Below are 26,950 nucleotides of genomic sequence, written 5' to 3' on the forward strand. Positions count from 1 at the left end.
GGCGGACCAGCGGCGGTCCCGGCAGGGGAGGGGGCCGGTGCGGGGCTGCGGCACCCCCGTCCGTCCGCGCGCACCTTCGGTCCGCTGCTGGTCAGCGCCACTGCGCGCTCACCCGCCGTGCCGGCCGCCTCCGCGCTGGGCCGGGCGCCGGCCTTCGTCCTTCCGGCGACCGGACCGATCGCCCACCGCAGGGGGTTCCGTCCCCGAGCGGCCGGGTGTGCCACCGGTGCGCAGCTCGCTGAGCACCGCCCAGGCCACCGACACCACCGGCACCGCCACCACTGCGCCCAGGGCCCCCGCCAGCACCGCGCCGCCGGCCACGGACAGGGCGATGACCACCGGGTGGATCCGGACGGACCAGCTGAGCACCAGCGGATGCAGCAGGTGGCCCTCGATCTGGCCGATGACCACGATCAGCGCGAGCACCAGCAGCGCGATCACCGGGCCGCGGGCGGCGAGCGCGACCATGGCGGCGATCGCCAGGGCGATCGGGGAACCGACCAGCGGGACGAGGGTCGCCACGAACTCCAGCACTATCAGGGGCATGACCAGTGGCACTCGCAGGATCGCCAGCGCGATGCCCACCAGCACGGCGTTGGACGCCGCCACGATCAGCACGCCGCGGGTGTAGCCCGCGAAGGTCTGCCAGGCGGCGCGACCGGCGCGATCACAGGCCGAGCGGCTGCGGACCGGCAGCTGCTGCTGCGCCCAGGACCACATCCGGTCGCCGGAGTGCAGGAAGAACACCGAGCAGAACAGCGCGAGCGCCAGCCCGGTGACCAGCTCGACGACCCGGCCGGCACCGCTGAGTGCGGTGCTGAGCAGGGCGGAGCGGTGGGCCGAGACGAACTCGCCGATCTTGGCCCGAAGATCGGTCAGGGTGCCGGGCCGTAGGTGGAAGGGGGCGCCGGTGAGCCAGCGGTCGATCCGGGAGAGGCCGCCGCGCAGCTCGCTGCCCAGCCGGCTCCACTCGTCGGCGACGGTCGAACCGGCCAGCGCCAGCACCCCGCCGGCGAGCACGAGGGTGCAGAGGAAGGCGAGCAGGACGGCGAGCGAGCGCGGCGTCGTCCGGGCCAGCAGGTCGACCGGCGGGCGCAGTACGGAGGTGATGACCAGGGCCACGAACAGCGCGATGACCGGCAGTACGAGGTGGGAGAGGACGTCGACGACCAGATAGGCGGCGAGCCCGAGCAGCACCAGCCGCCAGGTGTACCCGGCCGCCGTCCGCAGCCCGGAGGAGACGTGTTCCCCGGACGGAGCCCGGCCCGGGCCCGGTGCCCCCGCCGGGGTCCGGCGTGCCGACACCCGGGGACGGCGGCTGCCCAGCGGAACGGGGCGCCGGTCCGGTCCGGCGCCGTTCACTCCCACGGGCGGCCTCCTCGGGCTCGGCGGGGTGTCCTCACGTCTCGACGACCCGTGCCGCGACGGGTCGCCCTGCGGCGCCGCCGGATCCGGTCGTCCGGGCTCCGAGATTTTCGGCGCCTCGGTGTGTAAGGGCGCCGGGCCGGGGCACACGCGCAGTGGCACCGGTCTTCCTCCCGTGAGGACGTCGGTCCTCCGTGTACAAGCGGTCGGCCGGGGGAGGAGAATCGATGGCGCAGGGTGGGGAGAGAAGGAGGCCGAGATGAGAAGCCTCACCCGCCGTTACGCGGTGACGCTCCCCGGCCAGATCGGCGGGCACGCTCCACCGTCCGTGGTCGTCGTGCACGAGACGCAGACCGTGGGGCCCGATGGCGGCCTGGTCTGGGAGAGTTCGGACGGTGGCCTGCGGGTGGAGATCACCGGCGGGGTGGCCACCGTCCTGTCGGCTCCCGGAACCTGCAGTCGGCACCCGTGCCTGACGGCGGTGCCGCTGCCATGACCACGCGGGCATGGCGCATGCCGGAACGAAGGCGGTGAAGGAGAGAGGGCGACGAGGGCGGACGTCGCGACGGACGGTCACCGCGCGCTGGCGGCCAAGGCCTCGCGCACGGTGACCAGGCAGGGGTCGCAGTACCGGTCCGGTCCGGCCGCACCGGTACCGTCCGTCGCTGGGACGACGCGCTGGGAGGGTTCCAGGAACCGCCCGCACAGTGAGGACGTCGCGTCGTCCTTCGCCACCACGTGCCACACCACGGCGGGCGGGGACACCGCCGGGTCGTGCTCGGCCCACATTTCGTACACGGCGTTACCTCCGGATCGTTGGGGGCTCGGTGCCTCCATGCAAACCCGGGGTCTGCCGAACAGCCACCGGGCCAGACCCGGTGGGATGGTTGTCGCTCGGTGACCGGCCGGGCACGAGGCGGCCCCGGGGCGGCCCCGGGGCGGGACGTCCGGGGCGACCGGGAGCGTCACCGACGGCGGCGTCGCCCGGTGCGGGCGCCCGCTCAGTCCTGCCGGTCGGTGCCCGGCCGCCCCGGCGCCCTGGTTCCCGAGGCGGTGGTCCCCGGGGCGTCGGCCCGGTCGCGGCCCTGGCCGGCGGCCATGCGGCGTCGGATCGCCATCAGGTCGAGCCCGGCGACGCCGGCGAACCCTGCGCACAGGGCAGCGAAGAAGGCGTAGGTCCCCTGGTTGGGCGCGGGGCCCGGGCCGACCATCGCGGCCAGTGCGGCGAAGGCCGCCGTCCCGACGACGAACAGGACCAGGAAGACCCGGGACAGCAGCCGTCTCAGCTCCAGGTCCGAACGGGCGGTCACCGGCTCGGTGCCCCGGCGCACCGTCTCCTGGGGCCGGAGCTGTGGTGTCGTCCGGCCGGGGCCCTGTGGGGTGCCCGGGAAGTCGTGGCGCTCGCCGCCCTGGCGACGGGCCCTGCCCCCGTGCTGCGTTCCCGGTTTGCGTGGTACGGCCATGACGGCCCCCGAACGGAGTGAGTCGGCGGTGTTCCGCCGGCACGCCTACCCGGGTCCGGCGCCGGCACACGCCCGCGGGGCGCTCAGCCGTGCTGTTCGAGCCGCAGCCGTACCGCCAGCAGGGGCCCCTGCATCTCGCGGCCCTCCTCGTGCGTCCGGCAGAACCCGGCGAGGGCGCTCAGCACCCGCTCGACGTCCTCGGGGCCGCCGAGCAGGTCCGCGGCGAGTCCGCCGGCCAGGGCCGCCGGCGGCCCCGGTGAGCCCGCCGCGTGGGCGTCGAAGGACTGGGAGAGGCTCACCGACAGGCTCGGTGCGGGGCCGGCGGAGGCGCTCTCGGGCTCGGGCACGGCCACCACCCGGACGCCCTCCGAGGTCACGGTGGCGGGATCCTCCCAGACGTTGCCGATCCGGGTCCGGCCGCGCCCGGTATGGGTCGGGAAGGCGGCCTCCAGCGCGTCGAGCACCGCTTCCGCCGACTCCTGCGGGCCCGCGCCGAGCCGCACCAGCACGTGCCCGGCCGCCAGGGGCAGACCCATCGCGGCCACCTCCTCCGCCTCGGCGACGCACCCGCTGACCGGCGTCCTCCCCTTCCGTTCTACGGCCGGTCCGCGCGGGGACGCACCCCGGGCGCACCGGCCGGCCGGGTCCCGCCCTGCCCGGGTGCCGGCGCCCGTCGGATTCGGCCGCTGTTCAGCGGGGCGTGGCCCGGCCGATGATCTCCGACCAATCCCGGTGCCTACCGTCAGGGCCCACACCACTTCCGGGAGCGAACATGCACGACATCCAGGCGACCGAGCACGAGTGCGGCTGCCCGCGGACCGCCGACCTCGACGGGGAGGGGCCGGCCGCGGCCAGCCGGCGCCGGTTCCTGCGCGGGGCCGGTCTGCTGGGCGCCGGGGTCGGCACCGCCGGGCTCGGTCTGCTCGGTGCGGTGCCCGCGCAGGCGGCCGGGCCCGAGCCGGCGGGCGGGGCCGGCCCGGCCGCGAAGAAGCCGAAGAAGGGCAAGGGGAACGGGCGTTGGCAGCCCGACCCGGACGCCCGGCAGTTCACCGTCGTGGTCATGCCGGACACCCAGTACCTGTTCGACCAGGACCGGATCCACCCGGCGCCGCTGGAGGCCTCGGTCCGCTACGTGCTGGACGGCGGGGTCAACCGGGAGGACGGGACGGACGACAACATCGTCTTCCTGGCCCACCTCGGCGACGTCACCGAGAACGGACTGGCCGTCGAGTACGCCGCCGTCAGCAAGGTGTTCGGCCTGCTGGACGACGCGGGCGCGGCCTACGGGGTGCTCGCCGGCAACCACGACGTCCGCTCCTCGACCGACGACCAGCGCGGCAGCACCCCGTACCTGGAGACCTTCGGCAAGGCCAGGGCCGCCCGCACCGCCGGGTACCGCAGCTCCAGCCCGGACGGCTACAACACCTGCCACGTGTTCCGGGCGGCGGGCCGTGACTGGATGGTGCTCTCGCTGGACTGGCGGCTCTCCGATGCCGGCTTCGCCTGGGCGAACGCGGTGATCGCCGCCAACCCCGGGCTCCCGGTGATCCTGACCACCCACGACCTGGCACACGCCGACGACAGCGGCCGTGCCGAGCTGTCCGACTACGGGAAGCGGCTCTGGGAGCGGCTGATCGGCGGCAACGACCAGATCTTCCTGACCGTCAACGGGCACTACTGGCCGCCCGGGCGCACCGCGCTGAAGAACACGGCCGGCCACGACGTGCACGTCCACATCACCAACTACCAGGACCGCTACTACGGCGGCGCGGCGATGATCCGGGCGTACCGCTTCGACCTCGACCGCAACACCGTCGACGTGTCGACCTTCTCGCCGTGGATCCAGCAGATCGCGGCCGAGGAGCGCAACGCGCTGGCGGCCGAGGAGGCCGAACTGACCTCGGACGTCGACCGCTTCTCGCTCGCGATCGACTTCGACCGCCGCTTCGCCGGCTTCGCCCCCGTCCCGCAGCGCCCGGCGCGCCGGGCGAGCGAGCTGCTGGTGCGCGACACGGTGGCCTACTGGCGGTTCGACAACGGCGGCGGGGACGGTACGTCGGTCTCCCCGCAGCAGGTCGTCAAGGACCTGACCGGGCAGGGCAACGACCTGCTCTGGCAGAGCGCCCCCGGCACGCCCGACGGCGCGCTCAGCTGGTCCACCGAGCACCACCCGGACCAGCCGGGCCACGGCAGCCTGCTGTTCAAGGGCACCCGCTCGCCGGTCCGCGGCGGCTACCTCCAGACCGTGCCCACCGCGCCGGTGAACCGGGAGACCTTCGAGCGCGGGTTCACCGTCGAGGCCTTCTTCAAGCTGCCCGCCGACTGGGACTCCGCACAGAGCCGCTGGTCCGCCCTGCTCAGCCGGTGGGGGATGAGCGCCGAGGCGGGCAGGAGCGGGCCCGGGACGGACGCGGAGGAGCCGATCGTGACGCTCAGCGTTTCCGACGGGCCGGCCCTCCAGTGGTGCGTCTACCCGCTCAACCAGACCGGGGCGTCCACGTGTTGGGGCCACCAGCTGCCGCTGGACCGGTGGTGGCACGTCGCGGTGGTCAACGACGGGAAGCTCAGCCGGATGTACGTCGAGGGCTGCGAGGTGGTGCGCAACCCGGCGACGCCCGCGGTCGGGCTGACCACGCTGGGGCGGCCGTGGATGCTGGGCGGCTATTCGTACGCGGGGGTGCTGGACAAGGTCTTCCACGGGTACATCGGGGACGTCCGGATCGTGAAGCGGGCGCTGCGGGTGGGTGAGTTCATGACCGCCTGACCGCACCCCCTCCGAAGCACGGACACCGTCGGGCCCCGGTGCGGGCCCGGCGGTGCCGTCGTCCGGAACGGCGAGCGGGCGCCGGGCGCGACGGCCGCGCCGGAGCCGTCAGCCGAGCAGGGTGGCCTCGACCCCGGCGAGCACCGCCGCCAGGCCCTGCTCGAAGCCCTCGTCGAAGTCCTGGAACATCACCCGGCCCGACTCGGCGGCCAGCGGGTGGGCGGCCAGGCGCTCGGCGCGGGCCTCCACGTCGTAGCCCCCGGTGCCGTCGAAGGGGCTGGAACCCATGGCCTGCTCCTCGATGACGTAGCCGATGGTGTAGCTGTACGCGGTCAGCCAGGCCCGGGCGGCGGCCGCCGGGGTAAAACCGGACTCGACCAGCAGGCGCAGCGAGGCGTCCAGACCGGCCGCGTAGCCGGTGTCGGTGAACCGGGTGCCGCTGTAGACCTTCGCGCCGTCGCGGTAGCGCAGCAGCTCGGCGCGCAGGGTGCGCATGGTCATCAGGTAGGCCTCCCGCCAGTCGCCCGGGCCCGGGGCGCCGTCGGCCTCGGAGGCCGCGTCCGCCGCCCGGGCCGTCATGCGGCGCATCATCTCGGTCGCCATCTCGTCCAGCAGCGCCTGCTTGTCCTTGAAGTGCCAGTACAGCGCGGGTGCCTTGACGTCGAGCCGGGCGGCGATGGCGCGCAGCGTCAGGCCGTCGAGGCCGGCCTCGTTCAGCAGGTCCAGCGCGGCGTCGACGACCTGGCCGCGGTCGAGCTTGGGGGTCTTCTGCGGGGTCACGGTTGACAGTTTAACGCCGTTAAGTGCACGCTGTCCGCACCAGCTACTTAACAACGTTAAGGAGGTTGCCGTGGCTCCTCGCGGCATGCACACGGACGTCCTGATCATCGGCGCCGGGCCCACCGGACTCGCCCTGGCGCTGGACCTCGCCCGGCACGGCGCCGCCGCGCTGGTCGTCGAGCGCGGTACGGAACTCTTCCCCGGCTCGCGCGGCAAGGGCCTCCAGCCGCGCACGCTGGAGGTGCTCCACGACTTCGGCGTGCTCGACCGGGTCCGCGCGGTGGCGGAGCACTATCCGCCCAACCTGATCTGGCGGGACGGCGAACCGCAGGACGAGCACCGGATGTACGACCCGACCGAACCCTCCGAGGCCGAGCCGTACACCGAGGTGCTGATGCTGCCCCAGTGGCGCACCCAGCAGGTGCTGTACGGGCGGCTGCGCGAGCTGGGCGGCGAGGTCGCGTTCGGGAGGGAACTGGTCGGCCTGGCGCAGGACGAGGAGGGCGTGACCGCCGAGTTCGCCACCGGCGGCCCGGTCCGGGCGCGCTACGTCGTCGCGGCGGACGGCGGACGCTCGACGGTGCGGCGCCTGCTCGGCATCGGGATGACCGGGGAGACCGTCGACCCGGACCCGATGCTGGTCGCGGACGTCCGGGTCGACGGGCTGGACCGCGAGCACTGGCACGTGTTCCGGTCCGAGGAGGGGCTGCTGGCGATCTGCCCGCTCGGCGGCACCGAGGACTTCCAGCTGGTCGCCCAGTTCCCGCAGGGGACGGCGGTCGACCTCACCGTCGAGGGTCTGCGCAGAGTGGTCGCGGCCCGCTCCCACCTGGCCGCCGAGCAGGTCACCGAACTGCGCTGGATCTCCGAGTTCCGCCCGCGCGCGGCGCTCGCGGACCGCTTCCGCGCCGGCCGGGTGTTCCTCGCGGGCGACGCCGCGCACGTCCACTCGCCGGCCGGCGGGCAGGGTCTGAACACCAGCGTCCAGGACGCCTACAACCTGGGCTGGAAGCTGGCCGCGGTGCTGGCCGGGCGGGCGGACGAGGCGCTGCTCGACAGCTACGAGGAGGAGCGCCGGGCCAACGCGGCGGCGATGCTGGAGCTGTCCACCCGCGTCCACCGCGGCGAGGAGCGCCGGGGCCGGGCGACCCAGCAACTCGGCCTCGGCTACCGGGAGTCCATGCTCTCGGTGGAGACCCGCTCGGACCTCCCGGCGGACGCCCTGCGGGCCGGTGACCGCGCCCCGGACGGCCGCCGGGGCGGCACCCGGCTGTTCGACGCCTTCCGCGGCCCGCACTGGACGTTGCTCACCGTCGGCACGGACACCCCACTGCCAGCCGTCACCGCCCCGGTGGTCCGCATCCCGGCCTACGAGGCGTACGGCACCGGGGTGTTCATGGTCCGTCCGGACGGCTACCTCGGCTGGGCCGGTGCGACGGCCGACGGCCTCGCGGCCTATGTGGGCCGGCAGGGGCTGCTCGTCCGCTGACCGGTGTCCGGCCGGCGTCCGCCCCGTGACCGGCCACCGGGGCGGCCGGCCGGTCCGGCGCGGCGGCCCTACTGTGCGCGGGCCTCGGCGCTGGTCTTCAGGTTGTGCAGCCAGCCTTCGAGGCCCTGGCGGAGGATGGCGGTCGCGGCCGGATGCGGGCACCCCGCGCGAGCGCTACCGGTCCCAGGTGCGCGAGGAGATCAAGGCGCACGCCTGGGAGCAGATCGCCACGGCCGGCGCCTCGGCGCTCTCCGTCAACGCGATCGCCAAGCGGAAGGGCATGAGCGGCCCCGCGCTCTACCGTTACTTCGCCGGCCGCGACGAGCTGATCACCGCGCTCGTCGGGGACGCGTACCGCAGCCAGCCTCGCCGACACCCTCGGCGCGGCCGCCGCCGGGGGCGCCGACCTGCCCGGGCTCGCCCACGCCCTGCGCGGCTGGGCCCTGGCCGACCCCCAGCGGTACTTCCTGATCTACGGCACCCCCGTGCCCGGCTACCACGCGCCCGAGGGCACCACGGCCATCGCCGACGAGGTCATGCGGACGCTGGTCGACGCCTGCGCGGCGCTCGCTCCGGGCGGGCCGGACGCCGAGGAGGCGCCGTTCGCCACCCACCTGGTGGGCCACCGGGACTGGGCCGGCGAGCAGCCGGCGCCGCCCGAGGTGCTCCACCGCTTCCTGGTCTTCTGGACCCGCCTGCACGGCGTGCTGTCACTGGAGCTCGCCGGACACTTCACCGGCATGGGCTTCCGGCCCGAGCTGCTCTTCGAAGCCGAGCTGGACAGCCTGCTGGCGCCGCGGTTCTGACCGGCGCCGCGGTGCCGGCCGGGCCCTCACCGGCACCGGGTGGCGGCCTCAGCCCTGCCCGGGGTGCGGCTGCGGGAGCGGCGCCGGACCGGGGTCCGGGAACGGCTCCGGCGGCGGGAACGGCGGGGTCGGCGGCGGCGCAGGGCCGGGCTCGCCCGGCGGTGGCCCGGGGTCGGGGTAGGGGGTCGGTCGGGTGTCCGGGTCCGGGGGCATCGGGACGGTCATCGAGGCACCTCCTCGGGCGGAGCGCGCCGCTCAGTGGCCGAGCGCGCCGGCCAGCCGGCGCTTGTCCATCTTCGAACGGCCCTTGATGCCGCGCTGCTTGGCCTCGTTGTACAACTGGTCGTAGGTCGGGCCCTGGGAGCCCTGGTGCGAGCGCTGCCCGCCGCGCCGACCGGAGGACATGTCGTCGGTCGAGCTCCGACTGGCGGTCCTCGACTCGCCGTGCCGGGCGCGCTCCTTGTTCACCGTTCGGGCTGCGATCTCCTCGGCCCGCTTCTCGCTCTCGCCACGGTCGAGCGCGCTCTCCTTGATGTGCTCGTACTGGCGCTCCCGCTTGGGGCTCGATCCGCGGGGCATGACCGACGCCTCCCTTCCGCGCGGGGTCGTTGCGTGGGCGCGTCTACCCGCAGGCGCCACCGCGAATCCGGCGGCCGGGCCCTCGTGCGGACTGCCCGGGGATCCGGCAGCCGGCACGTCCCTTCGCCCCCGAGGTCGGCACGCGCGGGGCGATGGGGCGTGTACTGCCGGTCGTGCTCCGGTTCGGACGGGTGTGCCCGGTGTGACGCGTTCGCCGCAGCATCACTCCGGGTAATTGACCGGCTGCACGATGGTGACCAAGGGGGTGGGGTCAGGGAGTCGCGATGACGGAACACGAGCAGCTCGGCGCGCAGGCCGGCCCGGAAGAACGCCCCACCAGGCCCGAACGGGTGCCGCCCCAGGCCCCCGCGCCCGGAAGGCGACGGACGGGCGCCCGGCCCGGAACGGACGGCGACGGCACCGCGGCCCCCTGGCCCGACGCGATGCTGTCGCTGCTGCGCACCCCGACAGCCGACCGGAAGCCCGCGCCGGAGGGGGCAGGCGCAGAGCCGTCGGCGGGTGCCGAGCCGGCGCAGGTGCTGGACCTCGCGCTGCTGGTCGGCGAGCTGCTGCTGGCCAGCGGCGAGGCGGCCGAGGACGTCGAGGCCGCCATGCTCGCCGTCGCTCGCGCCTACCGGGTCCATCCCTGCGACCCGCAGGTCACCTTCACCCGGGTGGCGATCTCGTACCAGCCGGGCCCGTCGGAGCCCTCTCTGACGGCCGAGTGCTCGGTCCGCCGCCCGGCCGTCGACTACGCGCGGCTGGCCGCCGTGTTCCGGCTGGTCACCGAGATCACCGTGGGCGGGATGGCCGTCCCCGAGGCGCACGGCCGCCTGGTGGCGGCCCGCCGGAGCAGCCGCCCCTACTCCGGCCGGCTGTTCGTGCTCTCCTGCGGGGGGATGGCCGGGGCCGCCACGCTGCTGATCGGCGGCCGGGGCGACGCCAGGGCCTGGCTGGTGTTCGCCAGCGCCCTCGTCGCCGCGCTGCTGGGCGAGCGGTTCTCGGCCCTGGTGGCGCGCCACGACCTCCCGGCGTTCTACCAGTTCGTGGTGGCGGCGGTGCCCGCCGCCGTGATCGGCATCCTGCTGTCGTTCAACGGGCTGCACCTGCGCGGATCGGTGGTGATCACCGGAGGGCTGTACGCGGTGCTGCCGGGGTGGCCCATGGTGGCGGCGGCCCAGGACGGCCTGGCAGGCTTCTACCTCACCGCCGCCGCCCGGCTGCTCGAAGCGCTGTACCTGATGGCCGGCGTGGTGATCGGGGTGATGACGGTGCTCTACGTCGGCGTCAACAACGGCGCCGACCTCGCCGCCCAGGACGTCCCGCCCGGGGCGGTGAACCCGCCGCTGCAGCTCGCCGCCGCGGTGCTGCTCACCCTGGCGTTCGCGGTGCTGCTGAACACCGAGCCGGCCACGCTGCCGGCGGTCCTGGTGAACAGCGCGGCCGGCTGGACCACGTACGGGGTGCTGGTGAACGCGGGTGGCGAGCCGATCCTGGCCACCGGCCTGGCGGCCGGGCTGGTGGGGCTGTCCGGCCAGCTCATGGCGCGCTGCCGGGGCAGTTCGGCGCTGCCGCACATCACCGCCGCGCTGGGGCCGCTGCTGCCCGGCTCGGTGCTGTACTTCGGGATGCTGGCCTTCGTCCGGGGCGAGCCCGAGGTCGGGCTGAGCGGCATCGGGCGGGCCGGCGCGATGGCGATGGCGCTGGCCATCGGCGTCAATCTGGGCCGCGAGCTGGCCCGGCTCTTCCTGCCCCCGCCCCGGGTGGCCGCACCGCCCCGCCGCCGGGGAGGACGCCACCGGCGCTGACGGGGCAGCGGCGGACCGGTTTGCCCGGGCGGTACCGCGGTACACGCGTGGGGTGTGGAGACGGGTCGGACAGCACCGGCCCGGCTTCCCGGGGACGGCCCCGGCCGGTTCGAGCCGACGAGGCAGCCCCGGTCGACAGCCATCCCTCAACCCCGGAGATTCTCGTGATACTCCTCGGCGTCATCCTGCTCATCATCGGCTTCGTCACCGGCATCTCGATCCTCTGGACCATCGGCATCGTGCTGGCCCTCGTCGGCCTGGCCCTGTGGGTCGCCGGAGCGCTCGGGCACGCCGTCGGCGGCCGCCGCCACTACTACTGACAGGACCTGACCCCTGCTCAGCACCGTGCGCCGAACGCCCGACACACCTGACACACCCCGATGCACCTGACACATCCGGCCCGCCCGGCTCAGGGGCGGTCCTCGTGCAGTCCGCAGAGCCAGGCCAGCGCCCGGTGGACGCCGAGCACATAGCTGTGGTCCGCCCCCTGGGCGCGGACCCGGTGGAGGTGGACGGCGGCGGCCTGGCACTCCGCCAACAGCTGTGCGTGGCCCGGGCCGGTGGCGCCGGACGTGGCGGCAGCCGTGGCGGCCGCGGTGACCGGGGCCGCGACCTGCGCGCCGGCGGCCCATCGGTAGGCGCCGAGCACGCCGTGCTCGAAGCCGGTCCAGGGCGGGGGGCGCCGGTTGACCCGGTCGATCGCGGCGAACACCTCGTCCAGCGGGCGCACTCCCACAGCCGGGACCGTCTCGTCACTGGTCATGTCCGCAACCTACGTCCGCCCGGCACCGCCCGCCCCCGGGGAGGGCGGCCCGGTACGGCGCAGCCGTGCCGTGCCACCCGAGCGGCCGAGGCCGTCGACGGTTCCGCCGCTCCCGCTGCCCGGCCAGGGCGCGGCCGGGCAGCCGGAGCGGGACGGGTAGGCTGGCCAGGTCGTGTCCGGCCGGAGAGGTGGCCGGGCCGGAGGAACGGTGCGGGCCGGCGGCCCGCCGGTGGAGACCCCTGATGACTCGTCGTTTTGACTGCTCGGACCCGTCGGAGCGCGCAGCCGGGCTGCGCGAGGCCGTGGCCGCGGTGCGCCGCGGTGAGCTCGTGGTGCTGCCCACGGACACCGTGTACGGCGTGGGCGCGGACGCCTTCGCGGCGCAGGCGGTCGACCGCCTGCTGCGGGCCAAGGGTCGGGGGCGGAACATGCCCTCGCCGGTGCTGGTCGGCTCCCCGGAGGCGCTGGACGGGCTGGTCGAGGTGACGGAGCGCGCGCGGGACCTGGTCAAGGAGTTCTGGCCGGGCGGGCTGACCGTGGTGGCCCGGCACCTGGAGTCGGTCGAGCTGGACCTCGGCGAGACCGGCGGGACGGTCGCGGTGCGGATGCCCGCGCACCCGGTCGCCATCGAACTGCTCAACGCCACCGGGCCGTTGGCCGTCTCCAGTGCGAACCTGACCGGGCACGAGTCGCCGCAGGACTGCGACGCCGCCCAGGGCATGCTCGGCGACTCGGTGGCCGTCTACCTCGACGGGGGCCCGACCGCGGCCGCCGTGCCCTCCTCGATCGTGGACATCACCGGCGAGGTGCCGGTCCTGCTGCGGGCGGGTGCGATCGGCGCCGAGCGCCTGCGCGAGGTGGTCCCCGGCCTGCGGGAGCGCTGAGCCGGCCGCAGCGCGGCGCCACACCCGGTCGACGGGCCGTACCGCGTGGCGCCCGGGCGGCCCGGGCCGCCGCCGCTAGGGTCGGCGAAGGCGTGCGAGGGCGGGCCCTCCGCCGGGCCGGGGAGGGAGTCGGCGCCGCGACCGGGGGCGTCACCGGCTCCGCTGCGGAGGTTCCATGAGCGCTTCGTCCACCGCGCCGCCCCGGGCGCAGGACCGCACCCGGGCGCGGGTCCGGCAGGGCAGCACGCTGCTGCGCTGGCTGTTCACCACGGACCACAAGGTCATCGGGAACCTCTACCTGGCGACGGCCTTCGGCTTCTTCCTGGTCGGGGGCGTGCTCGCGCTGCTGATGCGGGCCCAGCTGGTGGGGCCGGACACCGGGCTGCTGTCGAACGAGCGGTACAACCAGCTGTTCACCATGCACGGCACGATCATGCTGCTGCTGTTCGCCACCCCGACCTTCGCCGGGTTCGCCAACGCGATCATGCCCCTGCAGATCGGCTCGCCGGACGTGGCCTTCCCCCGGCTGAACGCCTTCACCTACTGGGCCTTCCTGCTGGGCGGGCTGATGGTGCTGAGCGGCTTCCTCACCACCCAGGGCGCGCCCTCGTTCGGCTGGTTCGCGTACGCGCCGCTGAACGGTCCGCTGTTCTCGCCCGGGGCGGGCGGGGACCTCTGGGCGCTCGGCCTGGTGGTGGCCGGCCTGGGCACCATCCTGGGCTCGGTCAACTTCATCACCACCATCACCTGCCTGCGGGCACCGGGCATGACGCTGTTCCGGATGCCGGTCTTCACCTGGAACGTGCTGTTCACCTCGGTCATGGTGCTGCTGGCCTTCCCGGTGCTGACCGCCGCGCTGCTCTGCCTGGAGGCGGACCGCAAGTTCGGCGCGCACGCCTTCGACGCGGCCAACGGCGGGGCGCTGCTGTGGCAGCACCTGTTCTGGTTCTTCGGCCACCCCGAGGTCTACATCGTCGCGGTTCCGTTCTTCGGCATCGTCAGCGAGATCATCCCGGTGTTCAGCCGCAAGCCGCTGTTCGGCTACTACGGGATGATCGGTGCGACCATCGCCATCACCGCGCTGTCCATGTCGGTGTGGGCGCACCACATGTTCGCCACCGGCCAGGTGCTGCTGCCGTTCTTCTCGATGATGTCCTTCCTGATCGCCGTGCCCACCGGGGTGAAGTTCTTCAACTGGGTCGGGACCATGTGGAACGGCTCGCTGTCCTTCGAGACCCCGATGCTGTGGTCGATCGGCTTCCTCGTGACCTTCCTGTTCGGCGGGCTGAGCGGGGTTCTGCTGGCCGCGCCGCCGATCGACTTCCACGTCACCGACAGCTACTTCGTGGTGGCCCACCTGCACTACGTGCTGTTCGGGACGGTCGTCTTCGCCACCTTCGGGGGCTTCTACTTCTGGTGGCCGAAGCTCACCGGGAAGATGCTCGACGAGAAGCTGGGGAAGGTGCACTTCTGGATCCTGTTCGTGGGGTTCCAGACCACCTTCCTGGTGATGCACTGGCTGGGCGCCCAGGGGATGCCGCGCCGCTACGCGAGCTACCTGGCCGTGGACGACTTCACGGCGCTGAACGTGTGCGCCTCGATCGGCTCGTTCCTGCTCGGGGTCTCCAACCTGCCGTTCTTCTACAACGTCTGGACCACCACCCGGCACGGCGCCCGGGTCACCGAGGACGACCCGTGGGGCTGGGGCCGGTCACTGGAGTGGGCCACCTCCAGCCCCCCGCCGCAGCACAACTTCCACGCGCTGCCCAGGATCCGCTCCGAGTCCCCGGCCTTCGACCTGCACCATCCCGAGGTGCCCAGGGAGGAGGCGGCGAACGGCACCCCGGGGCAGCCGTCCGGCCGTACCGGCGAGCGGGGGAGCGGGCGGTGAAGGCGGAGGGGTGGCTGTTCGCCGTCATGACGCTGTTCTTCGCGGTGACCGGGCTGATCTACGGCTTCTGGGCCCGGGAGCCGGCCGGCAAGGCGATCCTGACGGTGGCGTTCCTGATGTCCGGCCTGGTCGCGCTGTTCTGGTTCGTCCAGCACCAGCGGCTGGGCGGCGGCCGGGCGCAGGACCGCAAGGAGGCCGAGATCGCGGAGGCCGCCGGGCCGGTGGGGTTCTTCCCGGCCCGCAGCGGCTACCCGGTCCTCGCCGCGGTCGGCGTGACGGTCTTCGCCCTGGGCCTGGTCTTCGCACGGTGGCTGATCGTCCTCGGCGCGCTGGTGCTCGCGCTCGCCGTTGCCGGCTTCATCTTCCAGTACCGCGACCACGACGCGGGCTGAGGCGGCGCAGCAGCCGCCGGAGCGGGCCGCCCCGAGACGGCCCGGGCGCCCGGACGGCCGGGGGAGCGGGGTGGGCCGGGGCCGTGAGGACCGCCGCGACGCGCTCCGACTCCCCCTCGGTGGCCGGGAGTTCGACCCGTTCGCGGTGGTACCAGGAGCTCGCCGCGGCGCGCACCCGCTCGTGCCGCGGTGCCCCCTCCGGGGCGGCCACCGGCTCCGCCGCGGCGCGCGCCAGCAGCACGTACCGCTCGGCCGCGGGCACCGGGCGGTGGTGGCCGGAGAAGCCGCCGTCGCGGGACTGGTCGATCCGGCCGGTCTCGTCGCCGTCCAGCAGCCGGGCGCGGTCCCGGGCCTGCAGGGCCAGGCAGAGGCGCCGGGTGAGCATGAAGACCACCGGCGGCAGCACGACCAGCGCCGTCCGCAGCGCCACGGTGAGCGCGTTGACGGAGAGCTCGAAGGTGTACGCGATCACGTCGTTGCCGCCGGCGATCAGCAGCACGGCGTAGACGGTGATCCCGGCGGTGCCCAGTGCGGTGCGGGTGGGCTTGTTGCGCGGGCGGTCGCACAGGTGGTGTTCGCCGGTGCCGGGGTCGAGCCACCGTTCGACGAAGGGGTAGGCGTACAGCGCCGCGAACAGCAGGCCGGGCACCACCAGGGCGGGCAGGAGCACGTTCCACGACACGGTGTGCCCGAGCACCCTGGTCTCCGCGGCCGGCATCAGCCGCAGCGCCCCCTCGATGAAGCCGATGTACCAGTCCGGCTGCGCGCCCGTCCCGACGACGTCGGGGCGGTAGGAGCCGTACCGCCAGATCGGGTTGATCTCGGCGAGAAAGGCCGACAGCGCCATCACGCCGCCCACCGTGAACAGCAGGCCCACCGTACGGGTCAGGAACTGGGGGAAGAAGGGCAGCCCCACGACGTTGCGATTGGTGCGGCCGGGGGTGGCCCAGTGGGTGTGCTTCAGCACCACCACCAGCGTCAGGTGCGCCCCGACCAGGGCCAGCAGCAGGCCGGGGACCAGGAGGACGTGCAGGGTGAACAGCCGGGGGATGATGTCGTGCCCGGGGAACTCGCCGCCGAAGGCGAACAGGGTGAGGTAGGAGCCGACCAGCGGCACCGAGAGCAGCACGCCCTCGGCGATCCGCAGGCCGGTGCCGGAAAGGGTGTCGTCGGGCAGCGAGTAGCCGGAGAACCCCTCCAGCAGCGCGAGGTTGAACAGCGTCACCCCGATCATCCAGTTGAGCTCGCGCGGGCGGCGGAACGCCCCGGTGAAGAACACCCGCAGCAGGTGCACGCCGATCGCGGAGGCGAACAGCAGCGCCGACCAGTGGTGGATCTGGCGGATCATCAGTCCGCCCCGCACCTCGAAGCTGATCCGCAGCGTCGACGCGTACGCCTCGGACACCCGCACGCCGCTGAGCGGCAGGTAGGCGCCCTGGTAGACGACCTCGTTCATGCTCGGCTCGAAGAAGAGCGTCAGGTAGACGCCGGTCAGCAGCAGCACCACGAAGCTGTACAGCGCGAGTTCGCCGAGCAGGAAGGACCAGTGGTCCGGGAAGACCTTGCGGAGCAGTTCCCGGCCTGCCTCCATGACCGGCAGCCGCCCGTCCAGGTGGGTCGCGACGCGCTCGCCGGCGGACGGCTCGCGCCCGTTCGAAGCCCTGGTTTCGTCCACGGCAGGAACCTAGTGGGCCTCCTGGCGCGCGGGGCGGCCGAGGGCTGCGGTTGCCGCCGCGGGCGGTGCCAGAGCACTCCAACGGCGGAACGGGCACGGTCATCCGTGCGCCGCTCGCCGCTCGCCCGGGCGCTCAGTCCTCCGCGAGCGGCCGGGCGAGCGCGGCGTCCACGTCGAGGTGCTCGGACTCCGCGCCGGCGGGCACCAGCCGGAAGGAGTCCGAGAGGAACGCGGCGACCTCCTCCTCCGGCGCGCTGAGGACGGCCTGCGCCCATCGGGTACCGGTGGGCCTGCCGGGCCGCGGTGGGGAGGTGACGCGGCCCGGTCGGCCGGGGCATGATCGCGGGATGACGACGATCAGGACCCGGCGGGGGCGCCTCGGCATTCCGGCACTGGCGGCGCTCGCCGTGCTGGCGGCGGGGTGCGGGACGAAGCACGCGGACACCGCCCAGGGCGCGGGCACCGGCACGCCGCCGGCCGCGACCACGGCCCAGGGCAAGCCGGTCGACTTCCCCTGCCCAGGCGAGACCCCGACCCCGACGCCCACCGTCACCCGTACGGCGAGCCCCGCCGCCCCGCCCGCGCTGCCGCCCGACCACTACGCCGAGAACCACGGCTTCAAGCTCCAACTCCCGCTGCACGGCCAGAGCCGCTGCGACGGACTGGCGGCGGTGCAGCGCGTCAAGGCGGCGCTCGAACCGCTGCGGATGGGCAACGACTACACCCCGGACAGCACCCGTGCCCGGCTCACCGGCCTTGGCTACCCGGCGGACAGGGTGCGGGTGCAGGCGATCGGACGGACCACGGTCGGCTTCACCGTCGACGCCACCGGGATGTGCCTGGCCGGGACGATGATCCCCGACTCCACCCAGGCGGAGGCCTTCGCCGGCTACGCGGACGGCGGCTGCGAGGAGCCCCGCGGCGGCCACTGACCGGCCTTCCGGTTAGCCGAAGCAGGACACCCGCCGCAATGACGACCTCCGACAAGTACGGGCCGCATCTTCCGTGACGGCATGGCAGAGGCGGCGCCCGACGGCGCGGATAGGCTCCGGACGACCGACACCTTGATCACGATCCCCGGATCGGAGAGGGCGCCACCGCGTGAGCATCCAGCAGATCACCCCCAAGCAGCGGGGCTACCTGATCGTCAACTCCCACCCGGCCGGCAGCGAGGCCACCGTCGACCTCCAGTGGCGGCGCATCGAGCCCGTTGCGCCGGCCGGTCGGGCCCCGGTCGTGCTGGTCCTCGGCGCCAGCGCCGGATACGGTCAGGCGCTCCTGCTCGCCGGGCTGCGCCGTCAGGGCATCCGCGGCATCGGCGTCGCCTATGAGAGCGCCGCCACGGAGCGGCGCACCGCCACCGCCGGCTGGTACCGCACCGCCGCGACCTCCGCCCTGGTCGAGCAGGGCGGAGGCGACTTCACCTTCGTCAACGCCGACGCCTACGCGGACGCCACCCGTGCCGAGGTGCTCAAGCTCCTCGCCGAGCGCTACGGCCCGGTCGACCACCTCGTCTACTCGCTCGCCTCACCGCGGCGCACCGACCCGGTCACCGGCGAGGTCCACCATTCGGTGATCAAGCCGCTCGGCTCCCCGTACACCTCGCCGTCCCTGCTCTTCGACGACGGCGCCGCGCAGATCGGCTCCGTCGACCTCACTCCGGCCGACGAGGCCGAGCGGGCGGCGACCGTCAAGGTGATGGGCGGCGAGGACTGGCGGCTGTGGGTGCGGGCGCTGGCCGACGAGGACCTGCTCGGCCCCGGCTTCACCACCGTGGCCCTGTCCTACGTCGGCTCCGAGATCACCGCGCCGGTCTACCGGCAGGGCACGATCGGCGCCGCCAAGGAGCACCTGGAGGCCACCGCCCGGCAGCTGCAGACCGGGCTGCTCGCCGGCCGCGGCCGGGCGTTCACCGTCGTCGCCGGCGCGGCCGTCACCCAGGCGTCCACCGCCATCCCCTCCATCGCCCTCTACACCTCGCTGCTGCGCAACGTCCTCGGCGAGGACGGCTGGCGCACGACCGACGACCAGGCCGTGGACCTGTGGGAGCAGCTGACCGGCGCGAAGGAGCTCACCCTGGACGGGCAGGGCCGCATCCGCCTGGACGGCTGGGAGCTCGACCCCGGCGTGCAGGACCGGGTGCGGGAGCTGTGGGCCGACCCGGCGGCCGCGCTGGCCGCCGACCCGGCCGGCTCCGCCTGGTTCTACAACCAGTTCCGGCAGCTGTACGGCTGGGACGTCCCCGGCGTCGACTACACCACGGGGGTCGAGACCTCGGTGCCCTGGCCCGGGCAGCGGTAGCCCGAGCGCCCGGGGACCGCGTCACCCCGTCAGCGGGCGTGTCCGGTCCGGCAGCCGGACGACGGGCGCGGCCGGCAGGTCCGCGCACCGTGCCGGTCCGCCCGCCGCCTCGCCCGGTCGGCGGGCGGGCGAGGCGGCGGGCGAACCGTACGAGGGGATCTCAGGCCGGCTCGGGCGGCCACGGGCCGTGCGCCGCCACCTGGGCGCGCAGCCCGCGCAGCGCCCGGGCGGAGGCGATCCCCACCGCACCGGCGACCAGGCCGTCCCGGACGCAGACGGCGGCGAAGCGGTGCTCCTCCAGGCTGCCGTCGACCACGTCGAACCGCTCCGCGCCGCCGGGCCGGCCGAACACCTGCACCCGCAGCCCGTACTGGTCGGTCCACAGGTACGGGACCGGCCGGTAGGCCTGCCGGGCGCCGTCCGGCCCGGCCAGCAGGTTCCGGGCGGCGTGCACGGCCTGCTCGGTGGCGTTGGTGCGCTGTTCGAGGCGCCGGTGGCGGCCGGTGTGCGGGTCGGGCCAGGCGGCGGCGTCCCCGGCCGCCCAGACACCGGGGCCGGCGGCGCAGTAGGCGTCGCAGACCACGCCGTCGTCCAGCGGGACGCCGCTGCCGGCCAGCCACTCGGTGGCGGGCTCGGACCCGACGGCCATCAGCACGGCGTCGGCCGCCAGTTCGGAGCCGTCGGCCAGCCGGACGCCGGCGGCCCGGCCGCGCCGTTCGAGCAGCCCCGTGGCCAGGCCCCGGTGGAGCCGCACCCCGTGCTCGCGGTGCAGACCGGCCAGCAACGCGGCCGTCTCGGTGCCCAGGACGGCGGCCAGCGGTGTGGCGGTGGAGGTCAGCCAGGTCACCTCGGCGCCGAGCCCGACGGCGGTGGCCGCCGCCTCGGCGCCGAGCAATCCGCCGCCGACCACCAACAGCCTTGCACCAGACCGTAGTTCATCGCGCAGGGACAGGGCGTCGGCGAGGGTGCGCAGCACGTGCGCCCCGGGCCGCGGCGCGTCGGCGCCGGGGAGCCGGCGCGGGCGGACTCCGGTGGCCACGATGACGGCCTCGCAGCGTACCCGCCGGCCGTCGGAGAGGCGGACGGTCCGCTCCCGGCGGTCCAGCCGCCCGGCCCGGACTCCCAGGCGCAGGTCGAGCCGGAGCTCGTCCAGTGCCTCGGGGCCGCGCAGGGCCAGGCGGTCGGGCTGCCACTCGCCGCCGAGCAGGTGCTTGGACAGCGGCGGCCGGTCGTACGGCGGCTCCGACTCGGCCCCGATCAGGGTGAGGCGGCCGTCGTAGCCGGACCGGCGCAGCGCCTCGGCGGCGTGCAGCCCGGCCGCGCCGGCGCCGACCACGGCCACGTCCCGCAGTGCGGTCACACCTGGTCCAGGTGGATCGCCGCGGCCGGGCAGACCGCGGCGGCGTCCCGGACGGCCTGGTGGAGCTCGGTGGACGGTTCGGCGTCGAGCAGGACGACGATGCCGTCCTCGTCGCGCTGGTCGAAGACGTCGGGGGCGGCGAGCACGCAGTGCCCGGCGCCGCAGCACTTCTCCTGGTCGATCCGGACGAGCATGGTCTTCCTTTCGGAACACGTGCCCCGGCGGCTGTGAACTCCGGCGCAGGGCAGACGGGCGGGTACGGTCGTGGCGGCTCGCGGGGGAGCCCGGTCACCAGGCGATCGGCAGCTCGTGGACGCCGTAGATGAGCATCTCGCCGCGGAAGCGGATCTCCTCGAACGGTACGGCCAGGCGCAGTTCGGGCAGCCGCCGCAGGATGCCGGCCAGCGCGATCTGCAGCTCCAGCCGGGCCAGCGGCTGTCCCAGGCACTGGTGGCTGCCGAAGCCGAAGGCCAGGTGCCGGCGCGCGTCGCGGGTCAGGTCGAGCTCGTCGCCGTCCGGGAACTCCTGCTCGTCCCGGTTGGCGGTGTTGACCATGCAGATGACGCCCTCGCCCGCCCGGATGCGGACGCCACCCAGGTCGACGTCCTCGGTGGCCACCCGGGTGAGGCCGGAGTGCACGATGGTCAGGTAGCGCAGCAGCTCCTCGACCGCGCCGGGCACGGACTCGGGGTGCTTGCGCAGGTGGTCGAGCTGGTCGGGGTTGCGCAGCAGCGCGAGCACGGAGAGCGCGGTCATGTTCGCCGTGGTCTCGTGTCCGGCCACCAGCAGCAGCCGGCCCATCGCCCCGATCTCCTCGGTGCTCAGCTCGCCGCGCTCCACCAGGCGGCTGAGGATGCCGTCGTCGGGGCGGGTGCGCTTGGCCTCGGTGAGCTCGACCAGGTAGTCGACCAGCTTGGCCTGGGCGGCGGTGACCTCCTCGGCGGTGGAGGCGCGGCGCAGCAGGACGCGGCTGCACTCCTGGAAGAAGTCGTGGTCCTGGTAGGGGACGCCGAGCAGCAGGCAGATGACCAGGGACGGCAGCGGCAGGGCGAACTCGCGGACCAGGTCGGCGCTGGAGCGTCCGTCGGTCATCCGGTCCAGCAGGTCGTCGGCGATCCGCTGGACCTCGGGGCGCAGCGCCTCGACCTTCCTGATCATGAACTCGCCGGTGAGCATCCGGCGGAAGTGGGCGTGCTGGGGGTCGTCCATCCGGATGAAGGTGGGCTGACCGGCGTTCAGCTGCCGCGCGCCCGCGCTGATGAACGGGAAGCCGGGCCGGGTGGAGTCGGAGCTGAAGCGGCCGTCGGAGAGGACCGCCTTGATGTCCTCGTGCCGGGTGACCAGCCAGCTGGTGGAGCCGTCCCACAGGGAGACGCGGCTGACCGGCTCCTCCTGTCGGGCCTGCTCGTAGGCGGGCGGCGGGGCGAACGGGCAGGTGCCGCGGGCGGCGGGGTGGGTGAAGCGCGGGGTCTTCTCGGCGATGGCCATCAGTGAATCCCCTTCCGGGAGTTGGACCAGGCCTATTTACGTGCCCAAAGCAACTAACTGACTGTCACGCTAGCTCGCGTTCCGTGGCGACAGAAGGGGCGGATCGGGTGACAGTCGAATCTGTCCGAAATCCGGTCACGGCTCCCCACCCCGGCCGCCGTCCGTACCGGATCGCTACAGTTCCCCCATGTCGGACGACGAAGACGCAGAAGACGGTCGGACCACCGCCTGCGAGCTGGACGGCCTGGAGGCCGTACTGGCCACGCTGGCCTACCTGCTGACGCGCTCGCAGGAGCACGAACGCCGCACCGCCCGGGCCGGCATCACCGCCGCCCGCTCGGACGTCTACCTCCTGCGCGCGCTCGCCGAGGGCTCGGGGGCCAGCCGGGTGAGCGACCTGGCCGACCGGCTGATGGTCAAGCCCTCCCACGTCACCCGGCAGATCGACCGCCTCCAGGGCCAGCAGCTGGTGGAACGCAGCCAGGACGCGCTGGACCGGCGGGCCCGCCAGGTGGCCATCACCGCCGACGGACGGGAACTGCTCGACCGCCTGAAACAGGCCAACATCGCCGGACTCGCGAGTGCGCTGGACGGCGTCCCCGAGCCGGACGTCACCGCCACCGTCGGCGTCCTGCGCCACCTGATCGACCGGTACGTGCACCGGGTGCGCACCACCATGCTGTCCGAGGACGAACCGCTCCCGAACCGGGCGGACGGTGCTGCCGGTGCCGCGAGGGCGAAGGCCCGGCTCAGCACTGCCGCACACGACGGCGGTTGAGCCCGGGGAGCACCCGGGTACGTCCCCCGGCATGTCGGACGAGAAGAACCACGCCGTGGCCGAGGCGATCCTCCCGCTGGTCGGTGGCGCCGCCAACATCCGCTCGGTCGCCCACTGCATGACCCGGCTGCGGCTGGGTCTGGCGGACCGCTCCCTGGTCGACACCGAGGCGCTGCGGGCGCTGCCGGCGGTCCTGGGCACGGTGGAGGACGACACCTACCAGATCGTGCTCGGGCCCGCCGCCGTCGCCGGGGTCACCGCGCAGCTGCGCCGCCTCCTGGAATCCCCCGGCGCACCGGCCGGAGCGCCGGGGGAGGACGGCGCAGACGGACGGGAAGGGGCGGGCGGTCGGGCCGAACCGCAGGCCGCGCCCGCCGCCGGGGACCTCGCCGGGCGCGGCGATCGCATCCGGGCGCAGGCCCGGGCGCGCAACGCGACCCCGGTGAAACTGGCGCTGCGCCGGATCGCCGACATCTTCGTCCCGCTGATCCCCGCGCTGATCGGGTGCGGCATCGTCGCCGGCCTCTCCGGGGCCCTCGCCAACCTCGGCTGGGCACCGGCCCTGGTCACCGCCCTGGGCCCGGTCTCCTCCGGGTTCATGTCCCTGATCGCCGTCTTCGTCGGCTACAACACGGCGAAGGAGTTCGGCGGCACACCCGTGCTCGGCGGGGCCGTGGCCAGTGTGATCGTCTACGCGGGGGTCGCCAAGGTGGAGGTGTTCGGCCACCACCTCACCCCGGGGCAGGGCGGCGTGGTCGGAGCGCTCCTCGCCGCACTGCTGGCGGTCCACCTGGAGCGCTGGACCCGTCGGCTGGTGCCGGCCGCCCTGGACGTCCTGGTCACCCCCACGATCACGGTCCTGCTCGGCGGGCTGGCCGCGCTGTTCGGCCTGATGTTCGTCGCCGGGGAGATCTCCACCGCCATCGGCCACGCCGCCACCTGGCTGCTCGCCCACGGCGGCCTGCTCGCCGGACTGGTGCTCGGCGGGCTCTTCCTGCCGCTGGTGATGCTCGGCCTGCACCAGGCGCTCATCCCGATCCACACCACCCTGATCCAGCAGCAGGGTTCCACCGTGCTGCTGCCGATCCTCGCCATGGCCGGCGCCGGGCAGGTCGGCTGCGCCGTGGCCGTCTACCTGAGGCTGCGCCACAACGCCTCCATCCGGGCCACCATCAGGTCCGCGCTCCCGGCCGGTCTGCTCGGTGTCGGCGAGCCGCTGGTCTACGGCGTCACCCTGCCGCTGGGGCGCCCCTTCGTCACCGCCTGCGTCGGCGGCGCCGCCGGGGGTGCCTTCGTCGGGGTGGCCGGCCAGCTCGGCAGCGCCGTGGGCTCCACCGCCATCGGCCCCTCCGGCTGGGCCCTCTTCCCGCTCCTGGCCGGCCCGCAGGGACTCCTCGCGAGCGCCGCCGTCTACGGTGGCGGGCTGCTGACCGGCTACCTCGCGGGCTTCCTGGCCACCTACTTCTTCGGCTTCACCCGCGAGACCCTCGCCGAGTACAACGCCCCCGCCGCCTCGGCCGGGAGCCCGGGGTAGCCGCGGGCCGCCGCCGACGACGTGCGTGGCGGCGGCCCGGGCCGGTCAGGTCGCCAGGAAGCGTTCCCGGTGCACCTGCTCGGGAGGCACCCCGCCCAGCGCGGCGGTGTGCAGGACGGCGTCGACCATGGGCGGCGGTCCGCAGACGTACAGGTCCGGTGCGGCGCCGCCGAGTTCGGGCAGCGCGGCGGCCAGCAGGTCCGCCGGGGTACCGGTCGGTCCGGACCAGCCGGGGCCGGGCTTCCAGGCGCAGACCTCGTACCGGAAGCCCGGCAACTCGGCGGCCACGGCGGCGAGTTCGTCCAGCCCGAAGACGTCCTTCGGCTCGTTGACGCCGAGGAACAGCCGGGCGGGCTGCGGATCCTGCCACTCGGCCATCCGGCGGACCATCGCCAGCAGCGGGGCCAGGCCGGTGCCGCCGGCCACGAACCAGCGCGGGCGCAGGCCGGTCTCGTGCAGGCCGAAGGCGCCCTGCGGGCCGTGCACGGTGAGCCGGTCGCCCGGGCGGGCCCGGTCGGCGAGGTAGGAGGAGAAGTGCCCGCCCTCCCGCAGCCGGACGTAGAACTCCAGCCGGCCCTCCCAGTTGCCGGTGTTGGCGAGGGAGTACGCGCGCTTCGGCTCGCCGCCGGGAGCCTGGAGTTCCATGAACTGGCCCGGGTCGAACTGGCAGTCCGGGTCGTCGAGGCGCAGCTCCAGCCGCACGGTGTCCGGTGTCACCGGGTCCACCGCGGTGACGGTGCCCTCGCGCACCGGGATGCCGCCGTACAGGATGCGGGACTGCTCGTACGGCAGCTCGGCCGTCAGCGGCCCGCAAGGGAAGGTGCGGCAGAGCAGCACCTCGCCGCGCTCGCGCTCGCCCGGCGGGAGCGCCTGCTCGCTGTGCGGGCCGAGTTCGTACGGTCCGTCGGTGACCGAGGCGTGGCAGGAGCCGCAGGTGCCCTGGCGGCAGGAGGCGGGCAGGGCGGCGCCGGCCTCCGCCGCTGCCTCCAGGACGCTGCGGCCGGGAGCGCAGGCGAACTCCAGCCGGCCGCCGTCGCTGGTGGTGAGGGCGACCGGGTGCGATCCGGCCGCGCCCACCACGTCGTCCGTGCTCACGACGCCGTCCGTGCTCACGACGCCGTCCGTTCGAGCGCGGCGGCCAGGTCGGCAGCCGGGTCGCCGGTCACCCGCAGGTCGAACCGCTTCACGAGCTCGTCGACCAGGGCGGGGGTCAGGAAGCCGGGCAGCGAGGGGCCGAGGTGGATGTTGCGGATGCCCAGTGCGAGCAGGGTGAGCAGCACTGCGACGGCCTTCTGCTCGGTCCAGGACAGCGCCAGGGTGAGCGGCAGGTCGTTGACCTCGCACTCGAAGGCGTCGGCCAGCGCGGTGGCGATCCGGATGGCGGAGTAGGTGTCGTTGCACTGGCCGAGGTCCAGCAGCCGGGGGAGGCCGGCGATCTCGCCGAAGTCGTGCCGGTTGAAGCGGTACTTGGCGCAGCCGAGGGTGAGCACCACGCTGTCCCGGGGCGCGCCGAGGGCGAAGTCGGTGTAGTAGTCGCGTCCGGGGGTGGGGCCGTCGCAGCCGCCGATCAGGAAGAAGTGCCGGATGGCGCCCTGTCGCACCGCGTGGACCACCTCGTCGGCGACCGCGAGCACGGCGTCCCGGCCGAAGCCGACGGTGACGGCCTCCTCCTCGGCCGCGGTCTCCGGGAACCCCGGCAGGGCCTGGGCGGCCTGGATCAGCGGGCGGAAGTCGTGGTCGGCGAGGTGCCGGACGCCGGGCCAGCCGACCGGTCCGGCCGTGAAGATCCGGCGGCGGTAGCTGACGTGCGGCTCGATGATGCAGTTGGAGGTCATCAGGATCGGGCCGGGGAAGGCCGCGAACTCCTGCTGCTGGTCCTGCCAGGCACCGCCGTAGTTGCCGGCCAGGTGCGGGTGGGCCTTGAGCAGCGGGTAGGCGTGGGCGGGGAGCATCTCGCCGTGGGTGTAGACGTTGATGCCCAGGCCCCTGGTCTGCACCAGTACGGCTTCCAGGTCCCGCAGGTCGTGGCCGCTGACCAGGATCGCCTTTCCGGCGACCGGGGTGGTGCGTACGGAGGTGGGCTGCTGGGGTCCGTAGGTACCGGTGTTGGCGGCGTCGAGCAGTTCGATCGCCGCGAGGTTCAGCCGGCCGAGGCCGACGGCGCGCTCCAGCAGCTCGGCCGCGTCGGTCGGCTCGCCGGCCAGGTAGGCGAGGGCCTCCTCGACGCCGCCGAGGACCTCGGCGCTGCGGCGGCCGAGCACGTCGGCGTGGTGGGCGTAGGCGCAGATGCCCTTGAGCGCGTAGAGGTGGAGCGAGCGGAGCCCGACCACGTCCGGCCCCACCAGGGGGAGCCCGGCGTCCACCCGGACGCCGGACGCCTGGCCCACCAGCGTGGCGGGGTCCGCCGCGGGGGCCCAGACGGCCGGCCCGGAGAGCGTCTCCGGCTCCTGCCCGGCGGCGCGCGCGGCCCGCTCGTACCGGTCCCGGGCCCGGTTGCGGACGCCCACGGCCAGCTGGATCAGCGCGGCGAAGCGGGTGGGGTTGAAGTTGACGTTGGTGAGCGTGGTGAAGACCGCGTACAGGACGAAGGCCGCCGCCTCGTCGTCCGGGTCGCCGAGCGCGCGCGCCTTCGCGGCGTACTGGGAGATGCCCTTGACCGCGTGGATCAGCAGGTCCTGGAGGTCCGAAGTGGGGGAATCCTTGCCGCAGTTGCCGATCGGACCGGCGCAGCCGGGGGTGGCGCCGGTGCGGTCGGTCTGTTCGCACTGGAAGCAGAACATGCGGGTCCTCCGGGGACTCGTGGTGTCGTTCGGGTGAGGCGGCGGAACGG

The 26,950-nt window shown here is 74.3% G+C and carries 26 protein-coding genes and 1 pseudogene; 13 read left to right on the forward strand and 14 right to left on the reverse strand.

Features of this window, described 5'->3' with window-relative positions; genetic code table 11:
- Nucleotides 1–108 precede the first annotated feature (108 nt).
- Complete coding sequence (locus AB0O11_RS09570; RefSeq protein ID WP_363383663.1) at nt 109–1,368, reverse strand: AI-2E family transporter; 1,260 nt, start codon at nt 1,366–1,368, stop codon at nt 109–111.
- Nucleotides 1,369–1,624: 256 nt separating this feature from the next.
- Here AB0O11_RS09570 and AB0O11_RS09575 point away from each other — a divergent pair, with 256 nt between their 5' ends.
- Nucleotides 1,625–1,861 carry a DUF6296 family protein gene (locus AB0O11_RS09575; RefSeq protein WP_363383664.1) on the forward strand — a complete coding sequence of 79 codons (237 nt, stop codon included), beginning with the start codon at nt 1,625–1,627 and terminating at the stop codon, nt 1,859–1,861.
- A 77-nt stretch (nt 1,862–1,938) separates the two neighbouring features.
- Here AB0O11_RS09575 and AB0O11_RS09580 read toward each other — a convergent pair whose 3' ends face one another.
- The 3 genes from AB0O11_RS09580 to AB0O11_RS09590 form a co-directional block, all read right to left on the reverse strand.
- On the reverse strand, nt 1,939–2,163 hold the full coding sequence (locus AB0O11_RS09580; protein WP_363383665.1) for a hypothetical protein: 225 nt from the start codon (nt 2,161–2,163) through the stop codon (nt 1,939–1,941).
- Nucleotides 2,164–2,366: 203 nt separating this feature from the next.
- Entirely contained in the window at nt 2,367–2,828 is a 462-nt protein-coding gene (locus AB0O11_RS09585; RefSeq protein ID WP_363383666.1) for a hypothetical protein, read from the reverse strand.
- Nucleotides 2,829–2,911: 83 nt separating this feature from the next.
- On the reverse strand, nt 2,912–3,364 hold the full coding sequence (locus tag AB0O11_RS09590; protein WP_363383668.1) for a hypothetical protein: 453 nt from the start codon (nt 3,362–3,364) through the stop codon (nt 2,912–2,914).
- A 236-nt stretch (nt 3,365–3,600) separates the two neighbouring features.
- Between AB0O11_RS09590 and AB0O11_RS09595 the strand changes: the two genes are divergently transcribed.
- Nucleotides 3,601–5,592, forward strand: coding sequence for a LamG-like jellyroll fold domain-containing protein (locus AB0O11_RS09595; RefSeq protein ID WP_363383670.1), 1,992 nt, complete (start codon nt 3,601–3,603; stop codon nt 5,590–5,592).
- 108 nt (nt 5,593–5,700) lie between these two features.
- Here AB0O11_RS09595 and AB0O11_RS09600 read toward each other — a convergent pair whose 3' ends face one another.
- A complete protein-coding gene (locus tag AB0O11_RS09600) occupies nt 5,701–6,372 on the reverse strand; it encodes a TetR/AcrR family transcriptional regulator C-terminal domain-containing protein (protein ID WP_363383671.1) in 672 nt (223 codons plus the stop codon).
- Nucleotides 6,373–6,457: 85 nt separating this feature from the next.
- Here AB0O11_RS09600 and AB0O11_RS09605 point away from each other — a divergent pair, with 85 nt between their 5' ends.
- Together AB0O11_RS09605 and AB0O11_RS09610 are read left to right on the forward strand one after the other, a co-directional pair.
- Complete coding sequence (locus AB0O11_RS09605) at nt 6,458–7,861, forward strand: FAD-dependent monooxygenase (protein WP_363383994.1); 1,404 nt, start codon at nt 6,458–6,460, stop codon at nt 7,859–7,861.
- A gap of 187 nt (nt 7,862–8,048) precedes the next feature.
- Nucleotides 8,049–8,667, forward strand: a pseudogene (locus AB0O11_RS09610) (TetR/AcrR family transcriptional regulator).
- A 255-nt stretch (nt 8,668–8,922) separates the two neighbouring features.
- Here AB0O11_RS09610 and AB0O11_RS09615 read toward each other — a convergent pair.
- Complete coding sequence (locus AB0O11_RS09615; protein WP_363383672.1) at nt 8,923–9,246, reverse strand: plasmid stabilization protein; 324 nt, start codon at nt 9,244–9,246, stop codon at nt 8,923–8,925.
- Nucleotides 9,247–9,530: 284 nt separating this feature from the next.
- On the opposite strand from AB0O11_RS09615, the gene AB0O11_RS09620 reads away from it, so the two are divergent.
- A complete protein-coding gene (locus tag AB0O11_RS09620) occupies nt 9,531–11,054 on the forward strand; it encodes a threonine/serine exporter family protein (protein WP_363383674.1) in 1,524 nt (507 codons plus the stop codon).
- Between the two features lie 164 nt (nt 11,055–11,218).
- Nucleotides 11,219–11,374, forward strand: coding sequence for a DUF6131 family protein (locus tag AB0O11_RS09625; RefSeq protein ID WP_363383676.1), 156 nt, complete (start codon nt 11,219–11,221; stop codon nt 11,372–11,374).
- Nucleotides 11,375–11,463: 89 nt separating this feature from the next.
- On the opposite strand, the gene AB0O11_RS09630 is transcribed toward AB0O11_RS09625, so the two are convergent.
- Nucleotides 11,464–11,817: a hypothetical protein gene (locus tag AB0O11_RS09630; protein WP_363383677.1), complete on the reverse strand. Its 354-nt coding sequence runs from the start codon at nt 11,815–11,817 to the stop codon at nt 11,464–11,466.
- 242 nt (nt 11,818–12,059) lie between these two features.
- On the opposite strand from AB0O11_RS09630, the gene AB0O11_RS09635 reads away from it, so the two are divergent.
- From AB0O11_RS09635 to AB0O11_RS09645, 3 genes are all read left to right on the forward strand, one after another.
- Complete coding sequence (locus tag AB0O11_RS09635) at nt 12,060–12,701, forward strand: L-threonylcarbamoyladenylate synthase (protein ID WP_363383679.1); 642 nt, start codon at nt 12,060–12,062, stop codon at nt 12,699–12,701.
- A gap of 175 nt (nt 12,702–12,876) precedes the next feature.
- Nucleotides 12,877–14,592: a cytochrome c oxidase subunit I gene (ctaD, locus tag AB0O11_RS09640; protein WP_363383681.1), complete on the forward strand. Its 1,716-nt coding sequence runs from the start codon at nt 12,877–12,879 to the stop codon at nt 14,590–14,592.
- Nucleotides 14,589–14,984, forward strand: coding sequence for a cytochrome c oxidase subunit 4 (locus AB0O11_RS09645; RefSeq protein WP_363383683.1), 396 nt, complete (start codon nt 14,589–14,591; stop codon nt 14,982–14,984). Before ctaD ends, AB0O11_RS09645 begins: the two co-directional genes overlap by 4 nt.
- Here the strand turns inward: AB0O11_RS09645 and AB0O11_RS09650 are convergent.
- On the reverse strand, nt 14,950–16,575 hold the full coding sequence (locus AB0O11_RS09650) for a cytochrome b N-terminal domain-containing protein (RefSeq protein ID WP_363383996.1): 1,626 nt from the start codon (nt 16,573–16,575) through the stop codon (nt 14,950–14,952). The genes AB0O11_RS09645 and AB0O11_RS09650 overlap by 35 nt on opposite strands.
- 217 nt (nt 16,576–16,792) lie before the next feature.
- Nucleotides 16,793–17,044 carry a hypothetical protein gene (locus tag AB0O11_RS09655; protein ID WP_363383684.1) on the reverse strand — a complete coding sequence of 84 codons (252 nt, stop codon included), beginning with the start codon at nt 17,042–17,044 and terminating at the stop codon, nt 16,793–16,795.
- On the opposite strand from AB0O11_RS09655, the gene AB0O11_RS09660 reads away from it, so the two are divergent.
- Both AB0O11_RS09660 and AB0O11_RS09665 read left to right on the forward strand, forming a co-directional pair.
- Entirely contained in the window at nt 17,007–17,591 is a 585-nt protein-coding gene (locus AB0O11_RS09660) for a hypothetical protein (protein ID WP_363383686.1), read from the forward strand. The genes AB0O11_RS09655 and AB0O11_RS09660 overlap by 38 nt on opposite strands.
- A gap of 169 nt (nt 17,592–17,760) precedes the next feature.
- Nucleotides 17,761–18,960: an enoyl-[acyl-carrier-protein] reductase FabV gene (locus AB0O11_RS09665; RefSeq protein WP_363383687.1), complete on the forward strand. Its 1,200-nt coding sequence runs from the start codon at nt 17,761–17,763 to the stop codon at nt 18,958–18,960.
- 160 nt (nt 18,961–19,120) lie between these two features.
- Here AB0O11_RS09665 and AB0O11_RS09670 read toward each other — a convergent pair whose 3' ends face one another.
- From AB0O11_RS09670 to AB0O11_RS09680, 3 genes are all read right to left on the reverse strand, one after another.
- Nucleotides 19,121–20,320, reverse strand: a complete 1,200-nt coding sequence (locus AB0O11_RS09670) for an FAD-dependent oxidoreductase (protein ID WP_363383689.1) — start codon at nt 20,318–20,320, stop codon at nt 19,121–19,123.
- Nucleotides 20,317–20,514, reverse strand: a complete 198-nt coding sequence (locus AB0O11_RS09675) for a ferredoxin (protein WP_363383691.1) — start codon at nt 20,512–20,514, stop codon at nt 20,317–20,319. Before AB0O11_RS09675 ends, AB0O11_RS09670 begins: the two co-directional genes overlap by 4 nt.
- Before the next feature lie 94 nt (nt 20,515–20,608).
- Entirely contained in the window at nt 20,609–21,808 is a 1,200-nt protein-coding gene (locus AB0O11_RS09680; RefSeq protein WP_363383693.1) for a cytochrome P450, read from the reverse strand.
- Nucleotides 21,809–21,995: 187 nt separating this feature from the next.
- On the opposite strand from AB0O11_RS09680, the gene AB0O11_RS09685 reads away from it, so the two are divergent.
- The gene (locus tag AB0O11_RS09685) at nt 21,996–22,586 is read left to right on the forward strand and encodes a MarR family transcriptional regulator (RefSeq protein WP_363383694.1); all 591 of its coding nucleotides are present in this window, start codon (nt 21,996–21,998) and stop codon (nt 22,584–22,586) included.
- Nucleotides 22,587–22,617: 31 nt separating this feature from the next.
- The gene (locus tag AB0O11_RS09690; RefSeq protein ID WP_363383696.1) at nt 22,618–24,120 is read left to right on the forward strand and encodes a PTS transporter subunit EIIC; all 1,503 of its coding nucleotides are present in this window, start codon (nt 22,618–22,620) and stop codon (nt 24,118–24,120) included.
- 45 nt (nt 24,121–24,165) lie between these two features.
- Here the strand turns inward: AB0O11_RS09690 and AB0O11_RS09695 are convergent, their stop codons facing one another.
- Nucleotides 24,166–25,215 (reverse strand): 2Fe-2S iron-sulfur cluster binding domain-containing protein, encoded by a 1,050-nt coding sequence (locus AB0O11_RS09695; RefSeq protein ID WP_363383698.1) that lies wholly within the window; start codon nt 25,213–25,215, stop codon nt 24,166–24,168.
- Between the two features lie 14 nt (nt 25,216–25,229).
- Nucleotides 25,230–26,900 carry a hydroxylamine reductase gene (hcp, locus tag AB0O11_RS09700; RefSeq protein ID WP_363383700.1) on the reverse strand — a complete coding sequence of 557 codons (1,671 nt, stop codon included), beginning with the start codon at nt 26,898–26,900 and terminating at the stop codon, nt 25,230–25,232.
- Nucleotides 26,901–26,950: the final 50 nt, after the last annotated feature.

This window comes from Kitasatospora sp. NPDC093102 (assembly GCF_040683915.1).
In the GTDB taxonomy this organism is placed as follows: domain Bacteria; phylum Actinomycetota; class Actinomycetes; order Streptomycetales; family Streptomycetaceae; genus Kitasatospora.